A 26,238-nucleotide genomic window follows, 5' to 3' on the forward strand; every position below is an offset into this window, starting at 1 on the left:
GCAACGTCCAGCACAGGAGACAACGTGAGCCTTACCCAAGACCACGCCGGCTACCAGTCCGGCTTCGGCAACGAATTCGCCACCGAGGCACTGCCGGGCGCCCTGCCCGCCCACCAGAATTCCCCGCAGCGCGCGCCGTACGGCCTGTATGCCGAGCAGCTGTCCGGCACCGCGTTCACCGCGCCGCGCGCCGCCAACAGGCGCAGCTGGCTGTACCGCATCCGCCCGTCAGCGATGCACCAGCCATTCAAACAGATCGACAACGGCCGCATCGCCGGCGGCTTCGACGACGTCGCCGCCCCGCCGAACCAGCTGCGCTGGGATCCTCTGCCGATGCCGCAGGTGCCCACCGACTTCATCGGCGGCTGGGTGACGATGGCCGGCAACGGGTCGCCGGCCGCGCAAAGCGGCTGCGCGATCCACCTGTACGCCGCGAACCGCGACATGGGCCACCGCTACTTCTACAGCGCCGATGGCGAACTGCTGATCGTGCCGCAACAGGGCCGCCTGCACGTCGCGACCGAGATGGGCGTGATCGACATCGAGCCGCAGGAAATCGCCGTGATCCCGCGCGGCGTGCGCTTCCAGGTCAGCCTGCCCGATGGCGAGGCGCGCGGCTACATCTGCGAAAACTTCGGCGCCTTCCTGCGCCTGCCGGACATGGGCCCGATCGGCTCGAACGGTCTCGCCAATCCGCGCGACTTCCTGACGCCGCGCGCCGCGTATGAAGATCGCGAAGGCGATTTCGAGCTGGTCGCGAAATTCGGCGGCAATCTATGGCTTGCTTCGATCGGCCACTCGCCGCTGGACGTCGTCGCCTGGCACGGCAACTACGCGCCGTACAAGTACGACCTGCGTCACTTCAATACCATCGGCTCGATCAGCTACGATCACCCGGACCCGTCGATCTTCCTCGTGCTGCAGGCGCCGTCCGACACCCCCGGCGTCGACACCCTGGACTTCGTGATCTTCCCGCCCCGCTGGCTGGCGGCGGAGGACACGTTCCGCCCCCCCTGGTTCCACCGCAACGTCGCCAGCGAATTCATGGGCCTGATCCACGGCCAGTACGACGCCAAGTCCTCCGGCTTCCGTCCCGGCGGCGCCAGCCTGCACAACTGCATGAGCGGCCACGGTCCGGACGAACCCACGTTCACGAAAGCAAGCGACATCGACACGCGCTCCCCGCAGAAAGTCGACGACACGATGGCCTTCATGTTCGAGACGCGCGACGTCATCCGTCCGACCGCGTACGCCCTGTCCTCGCCGCAGATCCAGCCGGATTACTTCCAGTGCTGGCAAGGCTTCAAGAAGCTCTTCAATCCGAATAAGGCGTAATCATGCAACTCAACGAAACCCACGATCCGTCGCTCGCCAGCTGGGTCGATTCGGCCAACACGCCGGACACCGATTTCCCGATCCAGAACCTGCCGTTCTGCGTGTTCCGTCCGCGCGGCAGCGCCCAGGCCTTCCGTGGCGGCGTCGCAATCGGCGACCGGATCGTCGACCTGGCCGCGCTGGGCGACGCGCTCGACGATGCGGGCAAGGAAGCGCGCGCCGCCGCCGTATTGGCTGCGCGGGACAGCCTGAACGACTTGATGGCGGCCGGCCCGCAGGCGTGGTCCGCGCTGCGCCTCGCGCTGTCGCGCCTCCTGCGCAGTGGCGCCAGGCCGCGCCCGGAACTGCTGGTGGCGCAAGCGGACGCGGAATACGCGGTGCCGGCCCGCATCGGCGACTACACCGACTTTTATACGTCGATCCACCACGCGACCGCGGTCGGCCGCCTGTTCCGTCCCGATAACCCGCTGCTGCCGAACTACAAATGGGTGCCGATCGGCTACCACGGCCGCGCATCGACCATCGGTGTCTCGGGCCAGACCTTCACACGTCCGCGCGGCCAGACGCGCGGTCCCACGGATGCGGAACCGAGCTTCGGCCCGTGCAAGCGTCTCGATTACGAGCTGGAAGTCGGCATCTTCGTCGGCCCCGGCAACGACCAGGGCGCTCCCATTCCAGCGGACCAGGCCGAGTCACACGTGTTCGGCCTGTGCCTGCTGAACGACTGGTCGGCACGCGACGTGCAGGCCTGGGAATACCAGCCGCTGGGGCCCTTCCTGTCGAAGAATTTCGCGACGACGATCTCGCCGTGGATCGTCACGCTGGAAGCGCTGGCACCCTACCGCGCCGCGTGGCAGCGCGACGCCGCCGATCCGCAGCCGCTGCCCTATCTCGACTACGCCGACCTGCGCGCGCGCGGCGGCCTCGATATCGAACTCGAAGTGCTGCTGGAGACCGAGACCATGCGCCGCAATGGCGAGGCCCCGGCACGCCTGTCGCAGTCGAACTTCCGTCACTCGTACTGGACCGTCGCCCAGCTGATGGCGCACCACACCGTCAACGGCTGCGCGCTGAACCCGGGCGACCTGCTCGGCTCCGGCACGCAGTCCGGTCCGGAAGCCGCGGAAGCGGGCTCGCTGCTGGAGCTGACCGTCGGCGGCAAGCAGGCGCTCCTGCTACCGAACGGCGAGAAGCGCGTGTTCATCGACGATGGCGACCGCATCGTGCTGCGCGGCTGGGCCGCCGCCCCCGGCCGTCCGCGCATCGGCTTCGGCGAAGCGTCGGGCACCGTGCTGCCGGCGAGGTGACGCATGAAACTGCATACCTACTTTCGCAGCTCGGCGGCCTATCGCGTGCGCATCGCGCTGAACCTCAAGGGCATCGCGGCCGAGATGGCGCCCGTGCACCTGGTGAAAGACGGCGGCGAGCAGTTCAGCGCCGCCTATGACGCCCTCAATCCATCGCATCTGGTGCCGCTTCTGGAAGACGACGGCATGCTGCTGACGCAGTCGCTCGCGATCATCGAATACCTCGACGAAACGCATCCCCAGCCGCCGCTGCTGCCGCCGGATTCGCGCGGCCGCGCACGCGTGCGGGCGCTCGCGCAGGCCATCGCGTGTGACATCCACCCGATCAACAACCTGCGCGTGCTGACATACCTGAGCGACGAGCTGGGCGTGTCGGCCGAACAGAAAGGCGCATGGTACCGCCACTGGGTCGCGCTGGGCCTGCAGGCGCTGGAGACGCAGCTGGCGCGCGATCCGGGGACGGGCCGCTTCTGCCACGGCGACACGCCCACGATCGCCGACTGTTGCCTGGTGCCGCAGCTGTACAACGCGCGCCGCTTCGAATGCGATCTGGCGCCCTACCCGACCGTGGTCGCGATCGCGGAACGGTGCGAGGAACTGGCCGCGTTTGCCGCTGCGCGGCCGGAGCGGCAGGCGGACGCGCAGTAGGCTCGCCGTTACCAGTGTGCTCCGTTCAGCCCGTGATCGGGCCGGACGGCGTCGCGGCCGCATCGTTGCATGGTGTCAGGGCCGGTCACAAATACTCGACGTTGCCATCGACACTGATCGACTGCCCCGTGATGTTCGCCGCGGCCGGTGAAGCGAGGAACAGCGCCATCGCCGCAACGTCCTGCGCCGTCACCATGCGGCGTAACGAGATCTTCTTCAAATACTCGTTTCGCATCTCGTCGACGGTGACGCCAAGTGCCTGTGCCCGCGCCGCGATCACGCCGTCCATGCGGGGGCCTTCGACGACACCGGGCAGGATGGTATTGACGCGGATTCCCACCGGCCCCAGCTCCATCGCGAGCGATTTCATCAACCCCATGATGGCCCATTTCGTCGAGGCATACGGAGTACGATAGGGGTAGCCGAGCCTGCCGGCCACCGACGAGATGGCGATGATGCTTGCGTTATCGGAGGATTGCTTGAGTGCCGGGACGGCGTGCTTCAAGAAATAGAATTGGCTGTTCAAGTTGGTGTCGATCGTTCTTTCCCAATCTCCGGTGGCGATGTCTTCGACCGCCGCGGTAGGGCCGGCGATGCCGGCATTGTTGATCAGGACATCGATGCCGCCAAGCCTCGCAAGCGCTTGCGCGATGACGTGCTCGACCTCGTCCGCCTTGGCGACATTGGCCAAGCCGGTGAAACAGCCGGGATGTCGCGCCTGTATCGACCGCAGCGCCACGGGGTCGACGTCACACACAAAAACGGCGGCCCCCGCTTCCAGGAATGCTTCGGCAACGGCAGCGCCGATGCCGGCAGCCGCGCCCGAGATGAATACCCGCAGTCCCGCTTGAGGTTTCAAGAGTTGAAAAGTCTTCATGGCTGTATGGTTGTTTTAAGAACGCCTGGACCGCCAGGCCGCATGAAACGACTAGATGACGAGTCCGCCGGAGACCTCGATCACGGCACCGTTGATATAACTGGCGTCGTCGGACGCCAGGAAGGCGTACAGATTGGCGACTTCTTCCGGCCGGCCCAGGCGCCGCAGAGGAACCTGGCTGCGCATCTTGTCCAGGACCTCGTCGGGCACCGTGGCGATCATCGGCGTCTCCACAAAACCTGGAGCGATCGCATTGACACGGATGCCCTTGGGGCCCAGCTCTCGGCTCCACGTCTTCGTGAAGCCGATGACGCCGAACTTTGCCGCTGAATAATTGGTTTGACCAAAGTTGCCGTAGATGCCAACGATGGAGCTCGCGTTGAGAATCACGCCCTTCCCTATGGCAGCCATGCAGTCCGCCACTGCCTGCGACAAGAAAAAGACGGCCCGCAGGTTGACGTCGATGACGTCGTCGAATTGTTGCTCGGTCATCTTTTGCAGGCGCGCGTCGCGGGTAATGCCGGCATTGTTGACCAAGGTATCGATCCGTCCGTATTTCTTGCATATGAATCGGACGAGCGTTTCGATGTCGTCGCGCGAGGTGACATCCACCGCGTAGCCTTCCGCCGTACCGCCACCGGCGCGACATTCCGCAGCCACGGCGGCAACGCCCGCCGCATCCAGGTCGCACGCGATAACAGTCGCGCCTTCCCGTGCGAATTTCAGGGCAGTCGCCTTGCCGATACCCTGGGCCGCGCCGGTGATGATGGCGACGTTGTCAAATAGTTTCATCGTATTCCTCGGTTTTCAATCATTGGCAGGTCGCCGAACGGCGACGCTCCCGCTTTCAATGGCTCAAGCACGAGCCTCCAATCCGACCGCCACGCCGGACTCCCTGGCGAACGCGATGGCCAACAGCGGCACCAGCAGCAGCCCCAGGATGGCGGCGACCAGGATCACCAGGAAGCCCGATTCACTGCGTCCCGTCGCCGACTCCGCCATACCGAACAGATAGGGGCCGACGAAACCGCCCAGCAAGCCGACCGTGTTGATGAAGGCCAGTCCGGCCGCGGCCTGGATTCCGCTGAGACGCTTCATCGCGATGCTCCAATAGGACGGGAGGACGCCGCCGGCAAAGAAGGCGGTCACGGCGAGCAGCAGCACCTTGCCCACCAGGCTGGCAGTCAGGATGAAGGCGGCTGCGCCAAGGACCAGTCCGAAACTCAACGCGCCCAGATAGCGCGAATCGCTGGCGACGCGGCGATGAATGCGCGGCAGTACCAGTACGCCGAGCAGGAAGCCCAGGCCGACGCTCGCGGACAACAACCCGACCACCAGGGGAGAATCGATCTTCATCTGGCTGATCATTGCCGGGGCAAAGAAGTACAAGCCGACGAAGGCGACCTGGTTCAGGAAGTAGATCAGGCCGATGAGGATCGTCGTGGGACGCTTGATCGCCGCCACCCAGTCGCTGGAGAAATACTCGGCATGCTGCGGCACGTCGGCCTGCGCCTGGTTCTCCAACGCGGCCGCTTCATCCCTGTTCAGCCAGGCAGCTTCACTTGGGCGATCCGGCATCTTGAAATACAGCACCATGCCCAACAGGATGCTCGGGATGCCTTCGACCAGGAACATCCACTGCCAGCCATGCAGGCCGCCATGGCCATCCAGCTGCAGCAACGCACCACCGATCGGATTTCCCAGGAGAAGTGCCAGCGCCGGCGCGGTGTAGATCCACCCGATGGCGACCGGCCTGTCAGCCGTCCCGAACCACAGCGTCACCATGTACATCAACGCGGGGAACAGGCCGGCCTCCGCGATACCCAGCAAGACACGCATGATGTAGAACGACCGCTCGCCGGCGACGAACATCATGCCGACGGACAGGATGCCCCACGATACGGCGATCCGCGCAATCCAGCGGCGCGGGCCGATACGATGCGCCAGGAGGTTGCTCGGCACCTCCAGCAGGGCGTAGCCGAGGAAGAAGATGCCGGCGCCCAGGCCGTAGGTAGCTGCACTGATACCGACGTCGGCTGCCAGGTGCACTTTCGCGAGTGCGACATTGGTGCGGTCCAGAAAGGACATGAAATAGATCGCGCACATGAGCGGAATCAGTTTCAGGAACGCCTTCCTCGTGGCTCGTCGGTGCAATTCGTTGGAAAGGCTTGGAATCTGGTTCATGATGTCTCCTTGGATAGGCGTTGTTTTATTCTGCGCGGTCCGAGCAGGCTCAGGAATACAGGCCGGCATTACCCTTCAGGCCCAACATCTCCCGCGCCTCGTCGGGCGTGGCGATCTCGAAGGACAGTTCCTCGAGAATCCGCTTGATCTTGCTGACCTGCTGGGCGTTGTTCTCGGCCTTGGTGCCCTTGCTCAGGTAGACGCTATCCTCCAACCCCACCCGCACGTTTCCGCCCATGATCGCCGCCATCGTTACCAGCGCCATCTGGTGGCGCCCCGCTCCCAATACGGAGAAGTGATAATTCTCCCGGCCAAAGAGCCGGTCCGCCGTGTTGCGCATGATCGTCATGTTTTCCGGATCGGGACCGAGTCCCCCCAGGATGCCGAAGGCGGCCTGGATGAAGAACGGCGCCTTCACCAGTCCCTGTTCCACGAAATAGGCAAGGTTGTAGAGATGGCCGACGTCATAGCACTCGAATTCGAAGCGCGTGCCATGCTGGCCCAGCTCCTGCAGGATACGTTTGATGTCGTCGAAACTGTTCTTGAAGATCGTGCCTTCCATGCCCCGCACGAAGTCCCGCTCCCAGTCGTAGCGCCAGGAGGTGATTTTCGAGGCAATCGGATGGATGGAGAAATTCATTGTGCCCATGTTCAAAGAGCACATTTCCGGCTTGGCGAGACGCGGGTAAGCCAGGCGCTCATCCAGCGTCATGCGAGTACTGCCCCCGGTGGTGATGTTGATCACCGCATTCGTGCGCCGTGCGATTTCCGGCACAAACTGTTCGAACACAGCGGGTGCGGGCGTCGGACGACCGTCCTGCGGATCACGGGCATGCAGGTGAATGATTGCCGCGCCCGCCAACGCGGCATCAATGGCGCTGTCGCGAATTTCCTCAGGGGTAATCGGCAGATATTCCGACATGGACGGAACGTGCGTGGCACCGGTGATGGCGCAGGAGATGATGACTTTTCTTGTCGGCTTGCTCATGAATATGTTCCTGCCATGTGGATGGCGTTCTCGATGCCGGCAGCACATACGTCTCCCTCCCGGGGAACGAATGGGATGTACGCGGCGTGTCTCTGGTTTCTAATAAAGAAGCCCGCCTGCGCGGAGCTCCCGGGTTATGGACCAACGATAGTGAGTCGGATTACGTCAAGTTGCCTTGCTCAACGACTTCAGCGCTTTCTTCAAAAACCGACGGCACGGCATGCCACAGTTCCGATCTGATCTTTTCCAGCGGCGGGAGCGGTGATGGCCTGGGCGACCACGGAATAACGCGACCATATGTAATCGTTTGCCACTGCCGCCAGCAGCAACGGCGCCGCGGCCAACAACCATCCGCAGGCCGGAATGCTCCCGTCCACCTCCTGCTCCGACTGTTGCCAATCCCTGATGTCCACGTCGCTGATCATGCTGGTTCACCTCTTGCCGTGTAGCGGCTGTCTCCGGTTGCTGATAATGCTAGTGTCCTCAAAACGCTCCTGGAAAACTATGTATGACCGCACACATTCAATGGGTTCAAAGTGTGCGGTTATGACATTGCTGGTCCGGAACGCGTTGCGAGAAAAGTTATGCAGGCAATGATCGGGTGGTGCGCGCACGCGCCATTGGCGCCATAGCGGACCGGTGCCCCGGCGCAGTTGCCGCGGCCATGCGGAACACGCTCACCACCGCGGCCAGCTTCGCGGCCTGTTCCTGCATCGCTTCGGACGCTGCCGCCGCTTCCTCGACGAGCGACGCATTCTGCTGGGTCACCTGGTCCATCTGGGCGATGGCCTGGTTGATTTGCTCGATGCCCTGGCCCTGCTCCTGCGCCGCGCCGCTGATCGCGCCGATCATCGTGCTGACCTTGTTCACGCTTGCGACGATCTCCTGCATCGTCGCGCCCGCTTCCTCGACCAGCTTCGCGCCGTCGTTCACGCGTGCGACGGAATCGCCGATCAGGGCCTTGATTTCCCGGGCGGCCGTGGCGGAACGCTGGGCCAGGTTGCGCACTTCGCTCGCCACCACGGCAAAGCCACGGCCCTGCTCGCCCGCCCGGGCCGCCTCGACGGCTGCATTCAGCGCGAGGATATTCGTCTGGAACGCGATGCCGTCGATGACGTCGATGATGTCGACGATCTTGCTCGACGATTCGTTGATCGACGTCATCGAGTCGACGGCGCGCGCGACCACGGCGCCACCCCTTCCCGCCGCCTCGGCGGCGGAATCGGCGAGCCGGCTCGCTTCGCGCGCGTTGTCGGCGCTGTTCTTCACGGTCGACGTCAGTTCTTCCATCGAGGCCGCCGTCTCTTCCAGCGAGCTGGCCTGCTCTTCCGTACGGCTCGACAGGTCGAGGTTGCCGCTGGCGATCTCGCGCGATGCCGTCGCGATCAGGTCCGTGCCCGAGCGCACGTCGGCGACGATGCCGGCCAGGGCGTCGCGCATGCGCTTCATCGCGGCCATCAGGCTCGCCTCGTCGCCAACGCGCACGGGTACCTCCATGCCGAGGTCGCCGGACGCGATGCGCTGCGCCACCGTGACGGCGCTCTCCGGATCGCCGCCGATCGAGCGTTCGACGCTGCGCACGACGAACCAGACGATCGCCGTCAGCAGCGCGCCGATCACGGCCACCCAGGCAGCCGCGCTGGCCAGCTGGGCGTCGAACGCACGGTCGAGGTCGTCGACGTAAAGGCCGGTCAAGAAGTACCAGCCCCACGGTGGATACGCCTGGACGTACGTCAGCTTGGGCTCCGGTTTCTGCGAGCCTGGCTTGACCCACACATATCTGATGAAACCGGCGCCGCTTGCCTTCGCAGCGGCGATGCCGTCCACGTACGGCCTGCGCCCTTCCGGATCGACGTTCTGTCCGACCGGCGTCCCATTCAGTTCCGGCTTGATGGGGTGCATCAGCACGATATTGTCGTTGTAGCTGACGATGTAGCCGGTGGCGCCGAAGCGCAGCGCGCGGATCCGGGCCAGCGCCTCCTTTTTCGCGTCGTCAAGGGATAGCGTGCCCGCGGCGGCGAGGGCCGCGTACTCCTTGGCGATGGACGCGGCGATCTCGCCGGCGTTGGACAACTGGATCTTGCGTTCCTCGAGGCGTAACGTCCGGCTCTGCAAGATATTCACGCTGAACACGGCCAGCAGGCAGATCCAGCTGAGGAATAGAGGAACGAAGAGTTTTTGGCGAAATGTAATTTTCATGATAGTGACCCGTCATTTTGGTGCATCGCCGGCCGACGTAGCGTGGGCGTGCAAACGTCCTCGATCACCCGCTTGCAGATCGTTGAGGTATTTCGGTTGCACCGAACGTATTCGTCAAATTGACTCGATGATTTCCGCAGCTGTGCGAAACCCATCTGCAGCAATCGGGACGCCGCAATAGATGGCTGCATGCAGCAGGACTTCCCGTATTTCCTCTGCCGTGGCGCCGTTATTGAGGGCGCCACGCACATGACCTTTCAGTTCATGTGTGCGCCCGAGCGCAGTCAGCATTGCAATCGTGACCAGGCTTCGCGTCTTCCTATCGAGCTCGGTGCGGCACCACACGGTTCCCCAGGCATTCCGGGTAATGAATTCCTGCAGCGGCATCGTGAAGTCGGTTGCATTGGAGAGCGCGTCGTCCACGAATGACTTGCCCATGACTTCCTCGCGCACCTGCAAGCCATTGTCATACTGTTGATCCATGAGGTTGCCTTACCCGGACGAGTTACCCGAAGGATGCTCAGCCTGGTCTCCAGTTACCTATTGATGGGAATACAGCGTCGTGCCTTTTGCAAAGCCCTTGGCATGGAAAATCCACGACCCCTCGCCACCTTTTCCGTCGTTGGTAAGGATTAACATGTCATTCGTTCCAGGCACGAATCCGATGCTGGTCGACCTCATGTTGTGGCCCGTTTCCCGCTTGGGCAGGAGGATCTGTCCGATGGCGATACCGTTCGGATTGAACACAAGGACGCGTCCTTGCGAATACATCGCGACGTAGATATTGCCGTCACTGTCCGAACGCATCGAGTCGGGCGCAAAACCGCTGAAATAGTAAGGTACCGCCGTGCCGAATGGAGCGATCGTCGTAGCTCCGCTCAACTCGACCTTATGGAGGCGCCCCGCACTCAGTTCGGTGGCCCAGAGGACGCTTCCGTCGGGGCTCAGGCAAACGCCATTTGCAATCGCCATGTGGCTCAGTATGGGCGTGATCGTCTTGAAATCCGGCGAGACGTAATGCACGCCGCCGACCGGATTGTCCGAACTGCCCCGGAAGTCGGTGAAATAAAAGCCGCCGTTCTTATCGAACACCAAGTCGTCCGGCAGGTAGCCTGCGCTCGCGGGAACGATGGTTGTCAGGCCGGAGCCGTCCGGATTCAACCAGAAAATACTCCCGGTATCCACGAAGTTGCCGAGGCCCGAGACAAAGATCCTCCCATCCTTGTGAATGGCAATGCCGGCTGAGCCAAGGGAATTCGGTGGCAGCACGGTGCTGAGAACCTTGTCGGGCGTAAGGCGAAAAATCGTACCGCCAAACACGTCGACAAAAAGGAGGTTGCCTTTCCGGTCAAACGACGCGCCTTCCAGTTGCAGACCCTTGTCCGATACCTTGAAGTATGGGGTGGCCGTGATGGTATGCAGCCCGCGCTCGTTCTGCGGAATCGGGAAAGGACCTCGGATATCCGGAGTATAAGCAAGCCCGCGATCCGGGGTCTTCGTGCTGGCGACGCTGTCAAGCGCCACCAGGGCTCCCAACGACCCGACAAGCCTGGTCAGACAGGCGCGACGACCCGACGACGCCGGCGTAAGTAATTCGTTTTTGCTTCGATTTCCCTGGTCCATGTATTGTCTCCTTCAGGTGGGTGAGTCTCACTCTTGGTTTTCCCGTGGACGGAAGCCACGATGTGTTGGCAGTCCGTGCACAGACAGTATGTGAGGCGAGCGGAGACAGAACAATGTGTGGATGAGCCATAAATACGCGATTTTTATGGCATAGAGTTACTTTTCAGGTGAGGCGCCACAGCCGCAACGCAACGTGGATTTCAAGCGCGCGATTAGGATTGCCCCAGTAGCCGAGCATCTCCTCGATACTGCTCAAGCGCTGTCGAACGGTATTCACATGGATGTCCATGCGCATCGCCGTCGTCCTGGCGTTCTGGTTGCTGTCCATGTAGCACAGCAGCGTCTCGGCCAGTTGCGTATTGCGCTTTTCGTCGTAGGCAACCAGCGGGCCGATCGTCGCCTGGAGAAAGGCCTTCAAACTGGCCTCGTCGTGGGTTTCGAAAATCACGGAGTACAGCGCCATCTCGTTTTGATCGACGATCTGGTTCTTCACGCCCAGCCGTCGCAGCACCGCCAGTCCGCGCCGCATCACCGTGCAGGACGCCGGGATTTCCGCCGGCGACAGGATGGGCCTCGAGAGAATGCCGCTGAAGCTGTCGACGAATTCACGTTTGGCGACGGCTGTGAATTCGGTCAAGATGTGCTGCACTTTGGTTGTCGATACAATCATCGCCAGCGTGCCATCGATCTCATCCAATACGAGTTCGGAAAGCGCCGAGCCGGCGCGCAAACGCCGCGCCAGCGAGTCCGGTCGCAAGCCTTCCGTTTCCACGAGTATCAACGACACGGGTTGCGACAAGTCGAGCCCGAACCGCTTCGCCAGCTCCGAGGTCGAGGCCATGTCATCGCGGTGACCGCCTGACGTCAGCGAACGCACCAGCGTCGACACATCGCGGCTTTTGCCGGCTTCCATGCGTTCCTGCGACAGCAGCACGATCCCGATAATGCTCGAACTGCGTTCGAAGGTGCGCACCGGTATCTCGCCGAGGTCTTCCTTGCGAAACAGGAGCACGGCACCGAGCAGGTCATTGCCGCCGATAACGGCGATCGCGCGGCACAATTCGCCATCGCCTTGATACGCAACGACGGAACGGCCGCCTTGCCGGCTGTTCCGTATGGCATTCGTGATGTCCGCACTGATGGCGCCGTGCGGCGTGTACGTGCTCGCCAGCTTGCCGCTATAACCGGGCGCGGCGGCATGGCTGATGACCTGGAATGCCTCATTCAGCACGACGACGCCGCCATTGAGTAGCTGGGCGATCGTTTCGGACAGCGTGTCCAGCGAAGCGCCTTTCGCCAGCGACGACGTCAATTGCTCGTGCGCTTCGGCGGCATTCTGGATCTCACGCACATGGTGCTCGAGCTCGGCGCGTGCCTGGTCCGCGCGCTGGAATGCTTCGTTGGCCTGCTTGAACGCCCGCGCATTGTTGATTGCCACCGCCGCGTGCGTGGCGAGCGTGCTGAGGATGGCAATGTTCAGGGCTGTGTAGGTGCGGTTGTAGCGGTCGGCGATAAACAGCAGGCCGAGGACTTTTTCATCGAACAGGAGTGGCACGCCGGCCAGCCCCGCGATCCCCTCGTCGCGAAAGGTGTCGTCGATCACCGGATCGTGCGGGAAGCGCTTGTCGAGCAAATAGTTGGGCGTATAAAAAGGCAGACGCGTCGACATCACCACGCTGGCAATGCCCAGCCGCCGGCTGACTTTCATTGTCGTCGTATTGAACGAGATCGCGCCGTCCGACGCCAATACCTGGAACTCGTCCTTGTCGGCGTCGTACACGGTCAGCCAGGCGACATGCGAACCGAGCAGGTTCCTCGCGCGAGTGACGATGGCGCCGAGCAGGCTTCCCACGTCGAGGCGGCTGGTCAGGTCCTTGGCCGATTCGAACATCGCCAGCATGCCTTGCTCGCTCAACTGGTGCAGGTCGAGCCGGTTCTTCACCGCCAATGCCATCCGGGCAACCTCAATCGATCCGGCATTCCCTTCGTCTTCCTTGCCCAAGGCCTCCGCGCGCGCGAGGTGTGCCGAGAATTCCTCGATCGGCGCATTGCGGTGCAGCAACGTGATCAGTTCGGTAGCGAGGTCCGGGGACATTTTCATATGCAAGAGAAACCCTATGGAAGCGTAATCCAAATGGTGCACGCCAACCGCCGGCACCGTTGTCGCGTGGACTTTAGTTTATCCCACTGCAGCCAGCCATGTCATAACCGCACACTTCCAACGTGTTGAATATGTGCAGTCGTACATAGTTTTTCAAAGCTTATTTGGGGACACTAGCATCCAACAAGCACGCGGCAGTCGTACAGGAGACATCATGGAAAACCAGCGAAAACCCAAATGGTCCAGGGATGACATGGCCAGGGCAATTCGCCGTAATGAATTCATCCCTTTCTTCCAGCCCAAGATCGACCTTGCTACCGGCACTGCGTCCTGCGTGGAGATCCTGGCGCGATGGATCCATCCTGACCTGGGCATTCTGCCACCCAGACAATTCATCAGCCTGATTGAACAGGCCGGCTTGATCGACGAATTTACCGATAGCGTCTTTCGGCAATCGCTGCTCGGTGCCCGCGACAACAAGCTCATGGATGGGGTGGGAATGGCCATGAACTTTTCATCGGCCACCCTGGAAAATCCCCGTTTCGCAAGCCGCATATGTTCGATGGTCAACGAGCACGGCATACCGTTTGATCAAATCACCATTGAAGTTACCGAGACCACCTTTCCGGAAAATTTTTCCTCAGTCCTGGCGTCGCTCAGCATCTTGCGCGACAGAGGCTTTCGCATTTCAATCGACGATTTCGGCACCGGCTACTCCTCGCTGAAATTGCTGAGCAAGCTGCCTTTTACCGAGTTGAAGATCGATCGCATCTTCATCGCAGGGATTTCCGAAGACAGAAAACTGACCGGAATTCTGGAGGCCATTGTGCAGTTAGCCAGAAAAATGCACTTGCGCACTGTCGCCGAAGGGATCGAAACGAAGGCACAGCTGGATTTCATTCAGAGCCTCGGTTGTAACGTCGGCCAGGGATTTTATTTTAGCGCCGCAATGAGAAATATCGATGCTGCCATGAGAAACGTCGAGCGCCGGAAAGTTCGCAACGAGGCACTGCTGATCGCAGCCTGAAGGCCTTTTTTGTTGCCGGCCCATTAATCCCGATTACACGCTGCTTATTTTGCCAGGCACCTCGGGTGCCTGATTGCACCCTCATTTTCTTTCGGAGGCATGCGCGTTCAATCGTCGTGGAAATCGCGAATCCACAAAGTCACGTTGAAGATAATTAGACCAACATATTTTGGAGACAATAATGAAAAAACAATTCATGGGGATGGCCTTGTTCGGTTTGTGTGTTGCGCCCGCATTTGCGGAATCGTCGACGACGTTTTTCGGCGCAGTCGATGTCGGGATTCGCCACATTCAATATTCCGGGAGCGGCTCGGCCACTTCGGTGAGTACGTTCGGCAACTCGCCATCACTGTTCGGCGTCCGCGGCACGGAAGACCTGGGCGGGGGCATGAACGCCATCTTCCTCCTCGAAAGTGCATTTACACCGGACACCGGGCAATCCGCGACCGGTGCATTTGGCGTGCCATTCTTTAACCGTAGTGCCTGGGTCGGACTGAACGGCAACTTTGGCGAAGTGCATCTCGGTCGCGACTGGTCGCCGAACTACGTGAACATGTACTCGTTCGACCCGACTTACAACCTTGGCGTGGGCAATGTTTCGCACTATTCCAATCTGCTCAACCAGGGGCTGGTGCCGAACTACTACTGGACTACGAATGCGATCACCTATTCGACGCCGGGTGGACTTGGAGGCATGTATGGATCCTTCCAGGTGTCCGCAGGCGAAGGCGGAAATGGTTGCAACGGCAACACGGTGTGCGGCACCACGATCCGCCGCTCCGTCAGCGGCCGGCTGGGGTATGCGGGAGGTCCGTTCGAGATCGCAGGCGCGCTCGCGCAAACCGATATCACGTCGAATACCCGCGCTACTTCGTCAACAGGAAAGTGGACCCAGGCGAATGCAGGCGTGAGCTATGACTTCAAGGCCGCGAAGATCATGTTATGGGCTAATACGGACAAATTTGTCAATCTGCGCGAATCGCGGGCAAGTATTGCTGCGGTAATTCCGGTCCAGAACGACCATGCCTGGATTTCCGCTGTGGCATCGCGTTCCGACAATGCCGCAAACTCTGCAGGCGTGTACGGAGCACATGGTTTTGCGGCAGGTTATGTACACAACCTTTCCAAACGCACGGCGCTGTACGCGGCAATCGCACGATTGAGCAACCACGGACAAGGGCGATTGAATATCGAAGATATCGGATCTTTTTCGTCAAATACCGTCGCGGGTGGAAGAAGCACGGGCGGGGAAATCGGCATCCGTCATAACTTTTGATTGAGCTTGGCTGCCTGGTCAAAATGCTGGACCGAGGCGAGGATATCGCCTCCAATCAATTTGCCAGGGCGCTTCCAACCTCAAACACTTCATAACATTACTTCCGGCAGGCTAACAGTCACCCCGGATCAAAACGCCTACATCTATCTACGATTGATATCCATGCAATTCAATATGTGTATTTATCCGGGGTCATCCCCTGTGAGGGAGTAGAAATTCGCGTACACATCGCGACGACGAGTGTTGCATGTTAGCGCACAACATTTTTTGATATCACCAAGTCTTCCGCGTCCTTACAGAGCGTAGAACATAGGAATTCAAATATTGTATTGACTGAATCAAAATTAGAATTGGCATTTTGTTAAAGCGAAAAGATACCGTTATATGGCGCCGGCGCGAACCCGCTCTATTCCGCCGGAACAAAAAATATTCAATAAACGGAGATAAGCTTGAAAAACCATAGAACACCATGCCAACCCCGCAGCCGCGTCGGATCCAACGTTTTTACGCTCACGCTGCTGGCAGCGCTCATTTCGAACGCCTACGCACAATCCGCGTCCGAATCGGATAAAACCGCCGGAAAGGAGAATGTCGAGAAAGTCACCGTGACCGGTTATCGCAGTTCGCTGGCCCTGTCTGCGAACGAAAAGCGCGAGAATATCGGCTTGAGCGATACCGTGTTTTCGGAAGACATGGGCAAATTTCCCGATCCGAACATCGCAGACGCGTTGTCGCGCGTACCCGGTGTGACGGTCACCCGGGCGTCGATCGATGGCGAGGGCATGAACGTCTCGATCCGCGGCATGGGCCCGGCATTTACCCGGGTGCTGCTGAACGGTGCGCCGATGGCGTCCGCATCGGCGGGCAGCTGGGGCGGCAATATCAGCGCCAACCGGGAAGTCGACATGGACTTTCTTCCGTCCGAACTGTTCCGCAGCGCGACGGTGTACAAGAGCCAGCAAGCCAGCGTCATCGAGGGCGGCATCGCGGGAACCGTGGACATGCGCAGCGTCCGGCCATTCGATAAAGCCGGCTTCCGGTCGGCCTTTACGCTCAGCGGCAATTACCGCGACAGGGACAAGAAGCCGGGTACGACGGGTTCGGCCCTGATCAGCAATACCTGGAACACCAGCAGGTTCGGCAAGTTCGGGATTCTGGGCGGCGTCGCCTGGGGCATGACCAAGTACCGTACCGACGCATTCGACACGGTCGACATGCGGAACCTCCAGTTGAAATCGTTCCAGGCCAACGCCGCGGACAACCCGAACAGCACGGGGGGCGGGTCGCAATCGACACCGGACAAGGTACCGGCGGGCCTGCCTTTGAACCTGTTGCCGGACTACGCCCGTTCGGTCCTCGTGCCCGGCGCGACAATCGACCGGGCGATGTTATTGGCGCTCAACCCGGGTGCCACCATCCAGCAGATCGACAATGGACTGATGGGCCGCCTGGGCCGGCATCAGGTGTTCGAAGGCCAACGCCGCCGCGCAGGCGAAGTGATCAGCGTGCAATGGCAGCCGAACGAGGACTGGAACCTCTACTTCGACACGGTGTTCGCGCAAAAGCGGAATGAGATGGAATGGCAGGCAATGAACGTGGGCACACGTGCCAATACGCCGATCCCCATCGGCATGGAATTCGATCGCAGCGATTGCACGATCGGTTGCGTCATTACGAAAGCGACCCTGGCCAACACGTTCTGGGGACTGGAATACCGCCCGGATATCGACAAGACCAAGTTCCGCAGCCTTAACCCCGGCTTCGAGTGGCGGCCGAGCGACAAGTGGACGATCGACGGCGCATTCAACTACACGCTCAGCAAGTTCTCCCGCGACATGCCGCAGGTTAAGGTCGCGACGATGGCGGCGCCGTCGGTCATCACCTACGACAACACGACGCCCGGCCAACCGCCGACGTTCACCGGCAACCTGAACCCCAACGATCCAAGCAACTTCGGCTGGTACCAGGCGGGCCAAGGCATGTCGGGCCTGGTCATGGATTTGTACGAACGCAGCAATTCGACGCGCGGCACGCGCCTGAACGTCAAATGGGGCGACGACGACTTCAGTATCAAGGTCGGCGGCACCTACGACGATATCGAACGGCGTTACCGCAGCTATACGGTCGCCGATGCCTGGGCCAACGTTACTTGCGGCAACAACCTCAACTATACGTTCTTCGGTCCGAACACCCAGATCCAGTCCCCCGGTTGCGACGGACGGTACGCCCCGGGGCCGATGACGAATGCCGCCACCGCCTATCCGGGCTACGGTACGGGTTCTTCAGCCGGCCAGACCACGCCGCTGGCGTACCTCGGCTCCCTCGTCCCGAATAGTGCACTGGCAAATTACCTGCAGCCGACGGACCATGGTTTCATTACCCTAGACTGGAACAAGTTCGCCAAAGACACCAATTACCAATATTTCCGCGACAACATTTACAAAGGTTTCTTTAGCGGCAGTGGCGGCTACATCCGTGAAGCCGTGGGTGGCGCCTATGTCGAAACGAATGGCCGGCTGAACGTGTATGGCCGGACCCTGCGCTTCAACGCCGGCGTCCGCTATGCCCGTACGCGGCAGACGATCGGCGACCTCGCGGCCACTGCGGATCCTCGCAACGCGACGCTGCAAAACGGCGGCCTCTATCCTTCCGTTGGAACCTGGTCGTACGAAACCGTGACTTACCACAACCTGCTGCCGTCGGCGACGCTCGCCTATAACATCACGCCGAAGATGATTGCCCGGATTGCCGCGTCGAAATCGATGACGCGGGCGAATCCCGCCGACCTGCGCCAGACCAGGCTCTCCATCGGCGACCAGGGTGCGCGCCAGGGCAGCATCACCAATCCGGATCTCAAACCGTTCCAGGCCAATAACCTGGACCTGGGTCTGGAATACTATATGTCGCGCGACTCCTATCTGGCCTTGGGCGCGTTTGCCAAGGACATCGTCGACCGTCCCGGTACGCATATCGTGCAGTACACGCTCGCCCAGCTGAACCAGATCTATGGCACGGTCGGCCTGACGGCAGCGCAACAGCAATCCGTCGATGCGAGCGGTGGCCCGGACAAGCACCTGGTCGAGATCACCGAGCCCTACAACATCGCGACGAAGCTGAAGATTCGCGGTGTCGAACTCACCTGGCAGCAAGCACTGGATATGTTGCCGGTGAAGGGCTTCGGCTTTACCGGTAACTTTACCTACACCAGGCAGAAAGACGAGACCCCGAATGCGCCGCCCGTCTCCGGCGTGCCGCCACGCACCAACAACCTGACCCTGTATTACGAGCGCAACGGTGTGAACCTGCGCGTGACGCGCCAGTATCAGGCATCCACGGTCGTCAACGTCAACACCGGCCTGACCGTGGCCGGGGGCGCCTACGCATACAGTACCGGGCGCCAGCAGGTGGACTTGTCAGCAGGCATGAATCTGAAAAAGGTCTTCGGTTTCGGTTACAACACGGACCTGACGTTGAGTGTATGGAACGTGAACAACGCGATCAGCCAGACCTACACGCAATTCAACGGCGCCGTGTTCAACCAAAATATCCCTGGCCGCAGTTATACGTTGTCACTGCGTAGTACCTTCTAACACTTTTTGCCGCCCCGCAGTCGCGGGGCGGCGTCCGACTGTCTCCGCACGATGTCAAGGCTCATACTGGATCGCTCTACACTCGGAGCCCGTCCCTCGCGTACGGCCCGCACTTGCCGAAGAAGCGCATGTATCGCCAGACCCGCCATGTCGGCAACTGGATATTTCAGCGTCGTCAGTTCGGGCCAGTTCGATGTTGCAATCGTGGTGTTACCGAAACCCGTAACAGTCAGATCGCCGGGGACAGTCAAGCCGAGACGAAACGCGACCGCGATTGCCGCAGCTGCCATGTCGTCGCTGCTTGCGAAAATCGCCGTTGGACGTTTCGATAAACCGAGCAATCGTTGTGCCGCATCCAGGCCTGATCGATAAGTGAAGTCGCCGCACACGACAAGATGCTCGGAGCCGTCTACCCCATGTTCGTTGACGGCGCGACGATATCCTTCCAGGCGACGGATGCCGACCATATTATCCCTGGGTCCGGATATGAAGCCGATTCGATGATGGCCGAGACGAATCAAGTGGCTTGCCATTTTGTATGCCGCCTCGCGATCGTCGCCATAAACGGCGCTGACATGCTCGTCGCTGAATGCGGACCCAACCACTACGGAAGGCATGTCCGGCTCGCAGAAAGCTCTTGTTACCATTTCGTCCGAATAGGGTGATGGCAAAAAGATCACCCCGTCGACCCGTATGTCCCTGGCGACGACCAGATTCACATTATTGGCGACAGATTGATTAAAGAGATTCAGCAGGAATTCGCTCAGAAAACGGGAATCCTGGTTGTGAACGACACCGATCCGGACAGTTCTGGAACCGGCCAGAATGCGCGCCTGATCATTCGGCGCGTAGTGCAGTGCCTCGAGCGCAGCGGCGACCTTGCGCCGGGTACGCTCGGTGACTGCCGACTCTCCGTTCATGGTTCTCCATACGCTCATGACGGAGACGCCGGCGAATCTCGCGACGTCGGCAAGCGTTGGAATTTCGCCGTGATCAAAACTTCGGCGCGTATCGTCGATCCGAGATTTTTTCATGGTTCGAACCCAGGGAGGTTTCGTGCGGATCTGCGCGCTACCACAAGCAACAACATGTCAAAAAAATGCCCTGTCTGCCTTTCGGTGAACAGGGCATTAATACCCGATTCCGGGCGAGAGGAGACGAGAAACTGAGGTACGAAACCATATTACAGCAACGCACCGAATAACCCGATTCAAATCGTATTCCTGCCGATACAACGAATGAATTGAGTGAAATCCGGTATTGGACCGTTCAATGGACAGGCCGGGAGCGGCGAAGTACCCGGTAGAAAAATCAGCACAAAAAATACCATTATTGTATTTCACCATACAATAAATGCATGGATTAGTATTGATAACTGCACTACCCTAAGTATGATCGGACCAAACGGCATCCACCCCGAACCCGATCTGTTTTTTCAATACGCCAACCGGTACGCTGTGCTCGCGTACGGCAGGTCTTTCCTGGAGGAACCAAAATAAACAATCTTGATAATCTTCACGTCGGCTGACTCATGATTTAAGGAATAAATCGATGTTTGAATTAAGTCAGCTCCGTTGTTTCGTTGCCGTGGCCGAGGAATTACATTTCAGTCGCGCCGCGGAAAGGTTGAATATGACTCAACCTCCCCTCAGTCGCCAAATCAGGCTTTTGGAACACCACGTTGGCGCGCAACTTCTCGAACGAAATAGCAGAGTAGTACGTCTTACCGCCGCCGGGAAAGCGTTTTTACCCGAGGCAACGCAGATTTTACGCTTCGCGGAGCAGGCCTCTTTAAAAGCGCGTCGTGTCGCAAAAGGAGAGCAAGGGGCGCTGACGATCGGTTTCACGTCCGCTTCCGGATATAGCCTGCTTCCGGAAGTCGTCCGTCGCTTACGCGATTGCCGTCCCGGTATTGCACTTTCGCTTAAAGAGCTGGTCAGCACCAGCCAGGTCGAGGCCCTGAATGCCAGACAACTGGACATTGGCCTGATGCGCCCTCACCTTTTGAATAACGAGCTGGAAAGCAAGGTCCTTCTCAGCGAACCGCTCATGCTCGCCGTGCCTGCCGAATCCGTTGATCAGTGGCCAACAGAACCGACGCTCGATTGCCTTCACGGAAAGCCGTTCGTCATGTATTCACCACAGGAAGCCAGACCCTTTTATCACATGCTGAACGCGCGTTTTCAAAGCGCAGGCGTGATTCCGGACATCGTCGAGCATGTCGGCCAGGTCCACACGATGCTGGCGCTCGTGCGCGCCGGACTCGGCGCCGCACTGATCGCCGAAAGCGCGACGAGCCTGCAATTCAATAACGTTGCTTTTCTTCCGATACAAACGGAGCCTGTCGAGACGATTGGCGCCTGGCGGCGGGACAACGACAATCCCGCGCTTGGTCTTTTCCTGGAAGAAGTCTTGCCGTCGTTTGGCTCGAACGAATAGCCGAGGCCAACATTCAATTAGTGGATCAATCGAGTCATTGATTGATTTGGACAGAATAAGCTAGAAGTATAAGATCGTTTCAGCTTGTCAACGCCATCGATCACTTCCAGCTTACTCATGAATAGTGCCGTCAAGAATGCTCCCGTCGTAACCGATCTGCGCGTCGTACCTGTTGCCGGCCAGGACAGTATGCTGCTGAACCTGAGCGGCGCCCATGGCCCCTGGTTCACACGCAACGTTATTATCCTGACCGACAGCAGCGGCAATACGGGCCTCGGGGAGGTACCTGGCGGCGAGAGCATTCGCCGCACGATCGACGATGCGCGAGCGCTCGTCGTCGGCAAATCGCTTGGCGAGTACAACAGCGTGCTGGGCGCCATGCGGACGGCGTTTGCGGACCGCGACGCCGGCGGCCGGGGCACGCAGACCTATGATCTGCGTACGGCCATCCACGCGGTAACCGGCGTCGAATCGGCGTTATTGGACTTGCTGGGCCAGTTTCTGGGCGTTCCCGTAGCGGCCCTGCTGGGAGACGGCATTCAACGCGACGCCGTCGACATGCTCGGCTACCTGTTTTATATCGGCGACCGTGACCGGACAACGCTGGGTTACCGCGCTGAGCCCGCTGGCGAGGATGCCTGGCTGCGGCTTCGTAACCAGCCGGCCCTGACCCCCGACGCAGTCGTGAAGCTTGCGGAGGCGGCCCATGCCCGCTATGGCTTCAATGATTTCAAGCTCAAGGGCGGTGTGTTTTCCGCCAACGAAGAGATGGATGCCGCGATCGCCTTGCATGAGCGGTTTCCCGATGCCCGCGTCACGCTCGATCCAAACGGGGCATGGTCGCTGAGCGAGGCGATCCGGGTCTGCCGCGACCGGGGCAACGTGCTCGCGTATGCCGAGGATCCCTGTGGCGCCGAGAACGGCTTTTCGGGTCGTGAAGTCATGGCGGAGTTCCGGCGCGCGACGGGTCTGCCGACCGCCACCAACATGATCGCGACCGATTTCCGCCAGATGGCACATTCGATCCAGCTGCAGTCCGTCGATATCCCGCTGGCGGATCCCCATTTCTGGACGATGCAGGGATCCGTTCGTGTCGCGCAGCTGTGCGAGATGTTCGGCCTGACCTGGGGATCGCACTCGAACAATCATTTCGATATTTCGCTCGCCATGTTCACCCATGTGGGAGCGGCTGCGCCTGGCCGTGTCACCGCGATCGACACGCACTGGATCTGGCAGGACGGCCAACGCCTGACGAAGGAACCCCTGAAGATCGAGGGAGGCGCGGTACGGCTGCCGCAAAAACCGGGGCTCGGCATCGACATCGATATGGTCGAGCTTGAAAAAGCCCATCAGGATTACAAGAACCTGGGGACGGGCGTCCGCGACGACGCGGCCGCAATGCAATTCCTGATCCCCGGCTGGAAATTCGATAACAAGCGCCCCTGCATGTTGCGTTGATTCCAGCAAGCGCCGGCGCAATGCATTGAACCCTCGAGGCCTTTTCCGCATGTCGCGAATCGAACGGTTGCGTGAATACGCATCGCCGACAGGGTTTGTACTTTTTTATTTTGTTTATAAAAATAAACTTTGGAGACTATATGAACAGCAGCAAGAATCGTTCACGATACGACGCCCGTACGGGCACCCGCATCCTGCAACTCACTATCCTGGCAAGCATGGTGTCCACCGCCTATGCCCAGGAAGCGGCGCCGATGGCCCCGCAGACGGTGACCGTAACGGGTTACCGCGCCTCGCTGGCCTCCTCCGCGCGCGACAAGCGCGAAGCCACCGGCTTCCAGGACTCCATCTTCGCCGAAGACATCGGCAAGTTCCCGGATACGAATATCGCCGAATCGCTGAATCGCATCCCGGGCGTCCAGGTATCGCGTGAAATCACGGGCGAAGGCGTCAACGTCCAGATCCGCGGTCTCGGTACGAGCTTCACGAAAGTGCTGTTGAACGGCGCGCCCGTCGCCGTTGCGTCGACCGGCACGACCGACGCCCAGAGTTCGAACCGCGAGGTCGACCTCGACCTGCTGCCGACTGACCTGTTCACGAAACTGACGGTCAGCAAGAGCCCGACGGCATCGATGCTGGAAGGCGGCGCTGCCGGCGTCGTCGACATGCGCAGCGCGCGCCCATTCGACCACAAGGGCGACTTCAATTCGTTCAACGTCGTCGGCACGCGCAGCCAGGTCGCGGGTAAATGGGGTAACCGGGGTTCGCTGGTATCGAGCCGCACCTGGAACAACACCTGGGGCTTGCTGGGCGGCATTGCCTGGGGCAGCACCAAGGTCCATACGACCGGCTACGAGACCATCGGCTACACGAACCCGAATCTCTCGGCCGCACAAAACAACAGCCCGACGCGCAACAATACCGGCGGCGGCAACTTCACGATTCCGGCCACCGTGCCGTCCAATGCGGGCAACGGACTGACGCCGGGCGCCCCCATCGACCAGGCGTTCCTGCTCGCCCACAACCCGGGCCTGACCATCCAGCAAATCGACAACGCCCTGATTCCGCGCCTGGGACGCAGCATGGCCGAGTACGGCGACAAGGGCAAGATCACCGCCGTCCTGTCCGGCGAATATCGCCCGAGCGACAGCTTGCACTTCTATGTCGACTCGATGTTCAGCGAAAAACACAATACGCTGGAGCGCACGGACACGTCCTGGGTCGGCCGCAACGGCGCCGTCATTCCGCTCAACATGAAAGTGTCGGGTGGCGACTGCGCCAATGGCTGCGTGGTGGAAAGCGGCACGTTCGCCAATGCCCAGTACTTCCTCGAGTATCGTCCCTATAACGAACGTGTACGCCTGATCGGCGTGAACCCCGGCTTCGAATGGAAACTGTCCGACAAACTGAAGATGGACGGCCAGGTGAACTACACGCGCTCGACCTTCACGCGCCAGTCGCCCACCGTCGGTCCCGTCACGGCACAGAATTCGGGCACGACCATCGATTATCAGAACGGCGCGCTCCCGAGCATTACCAGCAACGTCGACACCTATGATCCGGCCAGCTGGGTCCTCAATACCTCGCAAGGCGGTCGCGTCAGCATCAATGCCGAAGAGCGCATGACCAGGACGCAAGGCGTGCGGTCGTCCCTGACGTGGGGCGACAAGGCCTTCAGCATCAAGGGCGGCTTCGCGTATGACGACATCATGCGCCGCATTACCGCACGCGACAACACGACGGCATGGCAGAACCTAGTCTGCGCCAACTCGGCCAATTGCCAGGGCCCCGGTTCGCTCGGCCTGGGCATTGCCAACTACCTGGTCCAGGGTCCGGACAACCTGCTGTCGGTCGACTTCAACCGCTTTGCGGCCGCCACCGGTTACGATGCCCTGCTGCAGTCCGCGCCGGTCGCGGGCTCCTCCAATACGGGTGCCAGCACGGGCTATATCGACGAGAAGACCACCGGCCTGTTCCTGCAGGTCGACGGTACGGTGCCTGTATTCGACCGTTCGCTGCGTTACGACGCGGGTGTGCGCTACGTGCGTACCAAGCAGAATGTCGGCGCCTACAACTCCACGGTGGACCCGCGCAACGCGACCCTGCCCGCGGGAAGCACGCCTTTCCCGAACATCAGCCAATGGGTCTATATCGACAAGACCTACAACAATACGCTGCCCTCGGCCAGCCTGGCCTACGACCTCGCCAAGAACCTGGTGCTGCGCGCGTCGGTATCGCGCAGCATGACCCGTGCGAACCCGGATGCGCTGCGCCCCGGCATCAACTTCTCGTCGCCGTCGGCCGATACCGCGACGCTGGGCAGCCCGGATCTGAAACCGTATATCTCGGATAACTTCGATTTCGGCGTCGAGTATTACATGGGGCGCGAGGGCTATCTGTCGGCCACGGTCTTCCAGAAAAACCTGAACGGGTTCACGTTGAACCAGAACGTGACGGTGCCGTTCAGCGCCCTGGCCGCCTACGGCATCACGTACAGCAACCTGACGCCGACCCAGCAGGGCTCGCTCGATGCGCGCGGCGGCCAGAACGCCGCGACGATCGTCACGACGTCGCAGCGCAACGCCTCGGGCCTGCTGAAGGTGCAAGGACTCGAGCTGGGCTGGGTGCAGCCGCTCGACAAGCTGCTGCCGTGGCGCGGTTTCGGCTTCTCGGAAACGCTCACCATGATCAACCAGAAGGCGAGCGGCGAAGGCTCCGCGGGCTTCGTCGCACTGGGTGTGCCGAAGAAGAGCAACAACTTCCAGGTCTACTACGAAAACCATGGTTTGCTGGCACGCCTGTCGCACACGTATTCGCAGGGCAGCCAGAATTCCGGCCCGAACCAGAACGGCATCACGAACGCCGCCTTGTTCGGCGATGATTTCAAACAGCTCGACTTCTCGTCGCAGGTCGACCTGGCGGAAATCATGGACCGCGACAACTATCCCACGCTGACGCTCGACGTCGTGAACCTGACGAACACGACGCGCCGTGCCTACTTCCAGTACCCGAACGCGACGTACACCAGCTACAAGCCGGGACGTACCCTGGCCGTCGGATTGCGCATGAAGTTCTGATGACCATGCCGTGGGGGGGGGGGGGGCGGGCCCCCCCCCCCAAACCCGGGAATTGTGCCGCCAGGGGGGGGGGGGGTTTTTTGGGGAGGTGAACCCGCGCCGGTTTTTT

At 60.6% G+C, this 26,238-nt stretch carries 19 protein-coding genes; 9 read left to right on the top strand and 10 right to left on the bottom strand.

What is annotated here, in order from left to right; all coding sequences use genetic code 11:
- Positions 1 to 24 precede the first annotated feature (24 nt).
- The 3 genes from hmgA to maiA are packed head-to-tail and all read left to right on the top strand — an operon-like array spanning position 25 to position 3,290.
- Complete coding sequence (gene hmgA / locus ACEN88_RS02105; protein ID WP_413337164.1) at positions 25 to 1,335, top strand: homogentisate 1,2-dioxygenase; 1,311 nt, start codon at positions 25 to 27, stop codon at positions 1,333 to 1,335.
- A gap of 2 nt (positions 1,336 to 1,337) precedes the next feature.
- The gene (gene fahA, locus ACEN88_RS02110; protein WP_413337165.1) at positions 1,338 to 2,642 is read left to right on the top strand and encodes a fumarylacetoacetase; all 1,305 of its coding nucleotides are present in this window, start codon (positions 1,338 to 1,340) and stop codon (positions 2,640 to 2,642) included.
- 3 nt (positions 2,643 to 2,645) lie between these two features.
- On the top strand, positions 2,646 to 3,290 hold the full coding sequence (maiA, locus tag ACEN88_RS02115; protein ID WP_413337166.1) for a maleylacetoacetate isomerase: 645 nt from the start codon (positions 2,646 to 2,648) through the stop codon (positions 3,288 to 3,290).
- 85 nt (positions 3,291 to 3,375) lie between these two features.
- On the opposite strand, the gene ACEN88_RS02120 is transcribed toward maiA, so the two are convergent.
- From ACEN88_RS02120 to ACEN88_RS02160, 9 genes are all read right to left on the bottom strand, one after another.
- On the bottom strand, positions 3,376 to 4,167 hold the full coding sequence (locus ACEN88_RS02120; RefSeq protein ID WP_413337167.1) for an SDR family oxidoreductase: 792 nt from the start codon (positions 4,165 to 4,167) through the stop codon (positions 3,376 to 3,378).
- 51 nt (positions 4,168 to 4,218) lie between these two features.
- Complete coding sequence (fabG, locus tag ACEN88_RS02125; protein ID WP_413337168.1) at positions 4,219 to 4,959, bottom strand: 3-oxoacyl-ACP reductase FabG; 741 nt, start codon at positions 4,957 to 4,959, stop codon at positions 4,219 to 4,221.
- A gap of 63 nt (positions 4,960 to 5,022) precedes the next feature.
- Complete coding sequence (locus ACEN88_RS02130) at positions 5,023 to 6,351, bottom strand: MFS transporter (RefSeq protein ID WP_413337169.1); 1,329 nt, start codon at positions 6,349 to 6,351, stop codon at positions 5,023 to 5,025.
- 49 nt (positions 6,352 to 6,400) lie between these two features.
- Positions 6,401 to 7,339 (bottom strand): 3-keto-5-aminohexanoate cleavage protein, encoded by a 939-nt coding sequence (locus ACEN88_RS02135; RefSeq protein WP_413337170.1) that lies wholly within the window; start codon positions 7,337 to 7,339, stop codon positions 6,401 to 6,403.
- A gap of 200 nt (positions 7,340 to 7,539) precedes the next feature.
- Positions 7,540 to 7,764, bottom strand: a complete 225-nt coding sequence (locus tag ACEN88_RS02140) for a hypothetical protein (protein ID WP_413337171.1) — start codon at positions 7,762 to 7,764, stop codon at positions 7,540 to 7,542.
- Between the two features lie 157 nt (positions 7,765 to 7,921).
- A complete protein-coding gene (locus ACEN88_RS02145) occupies positions 7,922 to 9,541 on the bottom strand; it encodes a methyl-accepting chemotaxis protein (RefSeq protein ID WP_413337183.1) in 1,620 nt (539 codons plus the stop codon).
- A 111-nt stretch (positions 9,542 to 9,652) separates the two neighbouring features.
- Positions 9,653 to 10,021: a 4-carboxymuconolactone decarboxylase gene (gene pcaC / locus ACEN88_RS02150; RefSeq protein WP_413337172.1), complete on the bottom strand. Its 369-nt coding sequence runs from the start codon at positions 10,019 to 10,021 to the stop codon at positions 9,653 to 9,655.
- 57 nt (positions 10,022 to 10,078) lie between these two features.
- Positions 10,079 to 11,161 (bottom strand): SMP-30/gluconolactonase/LRE family protein, encoded by a 1,083-nt coding sequence (locus ACEN88_RS02155; protein WP_413337173.1) that lies wholly within the window; start codon positions 11,159 to 11,161, stop codon positions 10,079 to 10,081.
- Between the two features lie 163 nt (positions 11,162 to 11,324).
- On the bottom strand, positions 11,325 to 13,256 hold the full coding sequence (locus ACEN88_RS02160; RefSeq protein WP_413337174.1) for a helix-turn-helix domain-containing protein: 1,932 nt from the start codon (positions 13,254 to 13,256) through the stop codon (positions 11,325 to 11,327).
- A gap of 220 nt (positions 13,257 to 13,476) precedes the next feature.
- Between ACEN88_RS02160 and ACEN88_RS02165 the strand changes: the two genes are divergently transcribed.
- From ACEN88_RS02165 to ACEN88_RS02175, 3 genes are all read left to right on the top strand, one after another.
- Positions 13,477 to 14,289 (top strand): EAL domain-containing protein, encoded by an 813-nt coding sequence (locus ACEN88_RS02165; RefSeq protein ID WP_413337175.1) that lies wholly within the window; start codon positions 13,477 to 13,479, stop codon positions 14,287 to 14,289.
- 181 nt (positions 14,290 to 14,470) lie between these two features.
- On the top strand, positions 14,471 to 15,565 hold the full coding sequence (locus ACEN88_RS02170) for a porin (protein WP_413337176.1): 1,095 nt from the start codon (positions 14,471 to 14,473) through the stop codon (positions 15,563 to 15,565).
- Between the two features lie 449 nt (positions 15,566 to 16,014).
- Positions 16,015 to 19,155 (top strand): TonB-dependent receptor, encoded by a 3,141-nt coding sequence (locus tag ACEN88_RS02175; protein WP_413337177.1) that lies wholly within the window; start codon positions 16,015 to 16,017, stop codon positions 19,153 to 19,155.
- Here ACEN88_RS02175 and ACEN88_RS02180 read toward each other — a convergent pair.
- Positions 19,152 to 20,189 carry a LacI family DNA-binding transcriptional regulator gene (locus tag ACEN88_RS02180; RefSeq protein WP_413337178.1) on the bottom strand — a complete coding sequence of 346 codons (1,038 nt, stop codon included), beginning with the start codon at positions 20,187 to 20,189 and terminating at the stop codon, positions 19,152 to 19,154. The genes ACEN88_RS02175 and ACEN88_RS02180 overlap by 4 nt on opposite strands.
- Before the next feature lie 517 nt (positions 20,190 to 20,706).
- On the opposite strand from ACEN88_RS02180, the gene ACEN88_RS02185 reads away from it, so the two are divergent.
- The 3 genes from ACEN88_RS02185 (at position 20,707) to ACEN88_RS02195 (ending at position 26,129) form a co-directional block, all read left to right on the top strand.
- The gene (locus ACEN88_RS02185; RefSeq protein WP_413337179.1) at positions 20,707 to 21,594 is read left to right on the top strand and encodes a LysR family transcriptional regulator; all 888 of its coding nucleotides are present in this window, start codon (positions 20,707 to 20,709) and stop codon (positions 21,592 to 21,594) included.
- A gap of 117 nt (positions 21,595 to 21,711) precedes the next feature.
- Positions 21,712 to 23,052 carry an enolase C-terminal domain-like protein gene (locus ACEN88_RS02190; protein WP_413337180.1) on the top strand — a complete coding sequence of 447 codons (1,341 nt, stop codon included), beginning with the start codon at positions 21,712 to 21,714 and terminating at the stop codon, positions 23,050 to 23,052.
- Positions 23,053 to 23,192: 140 nt separating this feature from the next.
- A complete protein-coding gene (locus ACEN88_RS02195; RefSeq protein ID WP_413337181.1) occupies positions 23,193 to 26,129 on the top strand; it encodes a TonB-dependent receptor in 2,937 nt (978 codons plus the stop codon).
- The last annotated feature ends 109 nt before the right edge of the window (positions 26,130 to 26,238 follow it).

It is taken from the genome of Massilia sp. CT11-108 (assembly GCF_047302915.1).
Lineage (GTDB): Bacteria > Pseudomonadota > Gammaproteobacteria > Burkholderiales > Burkholderiaceae_D > Telluria > Telluria orientalis.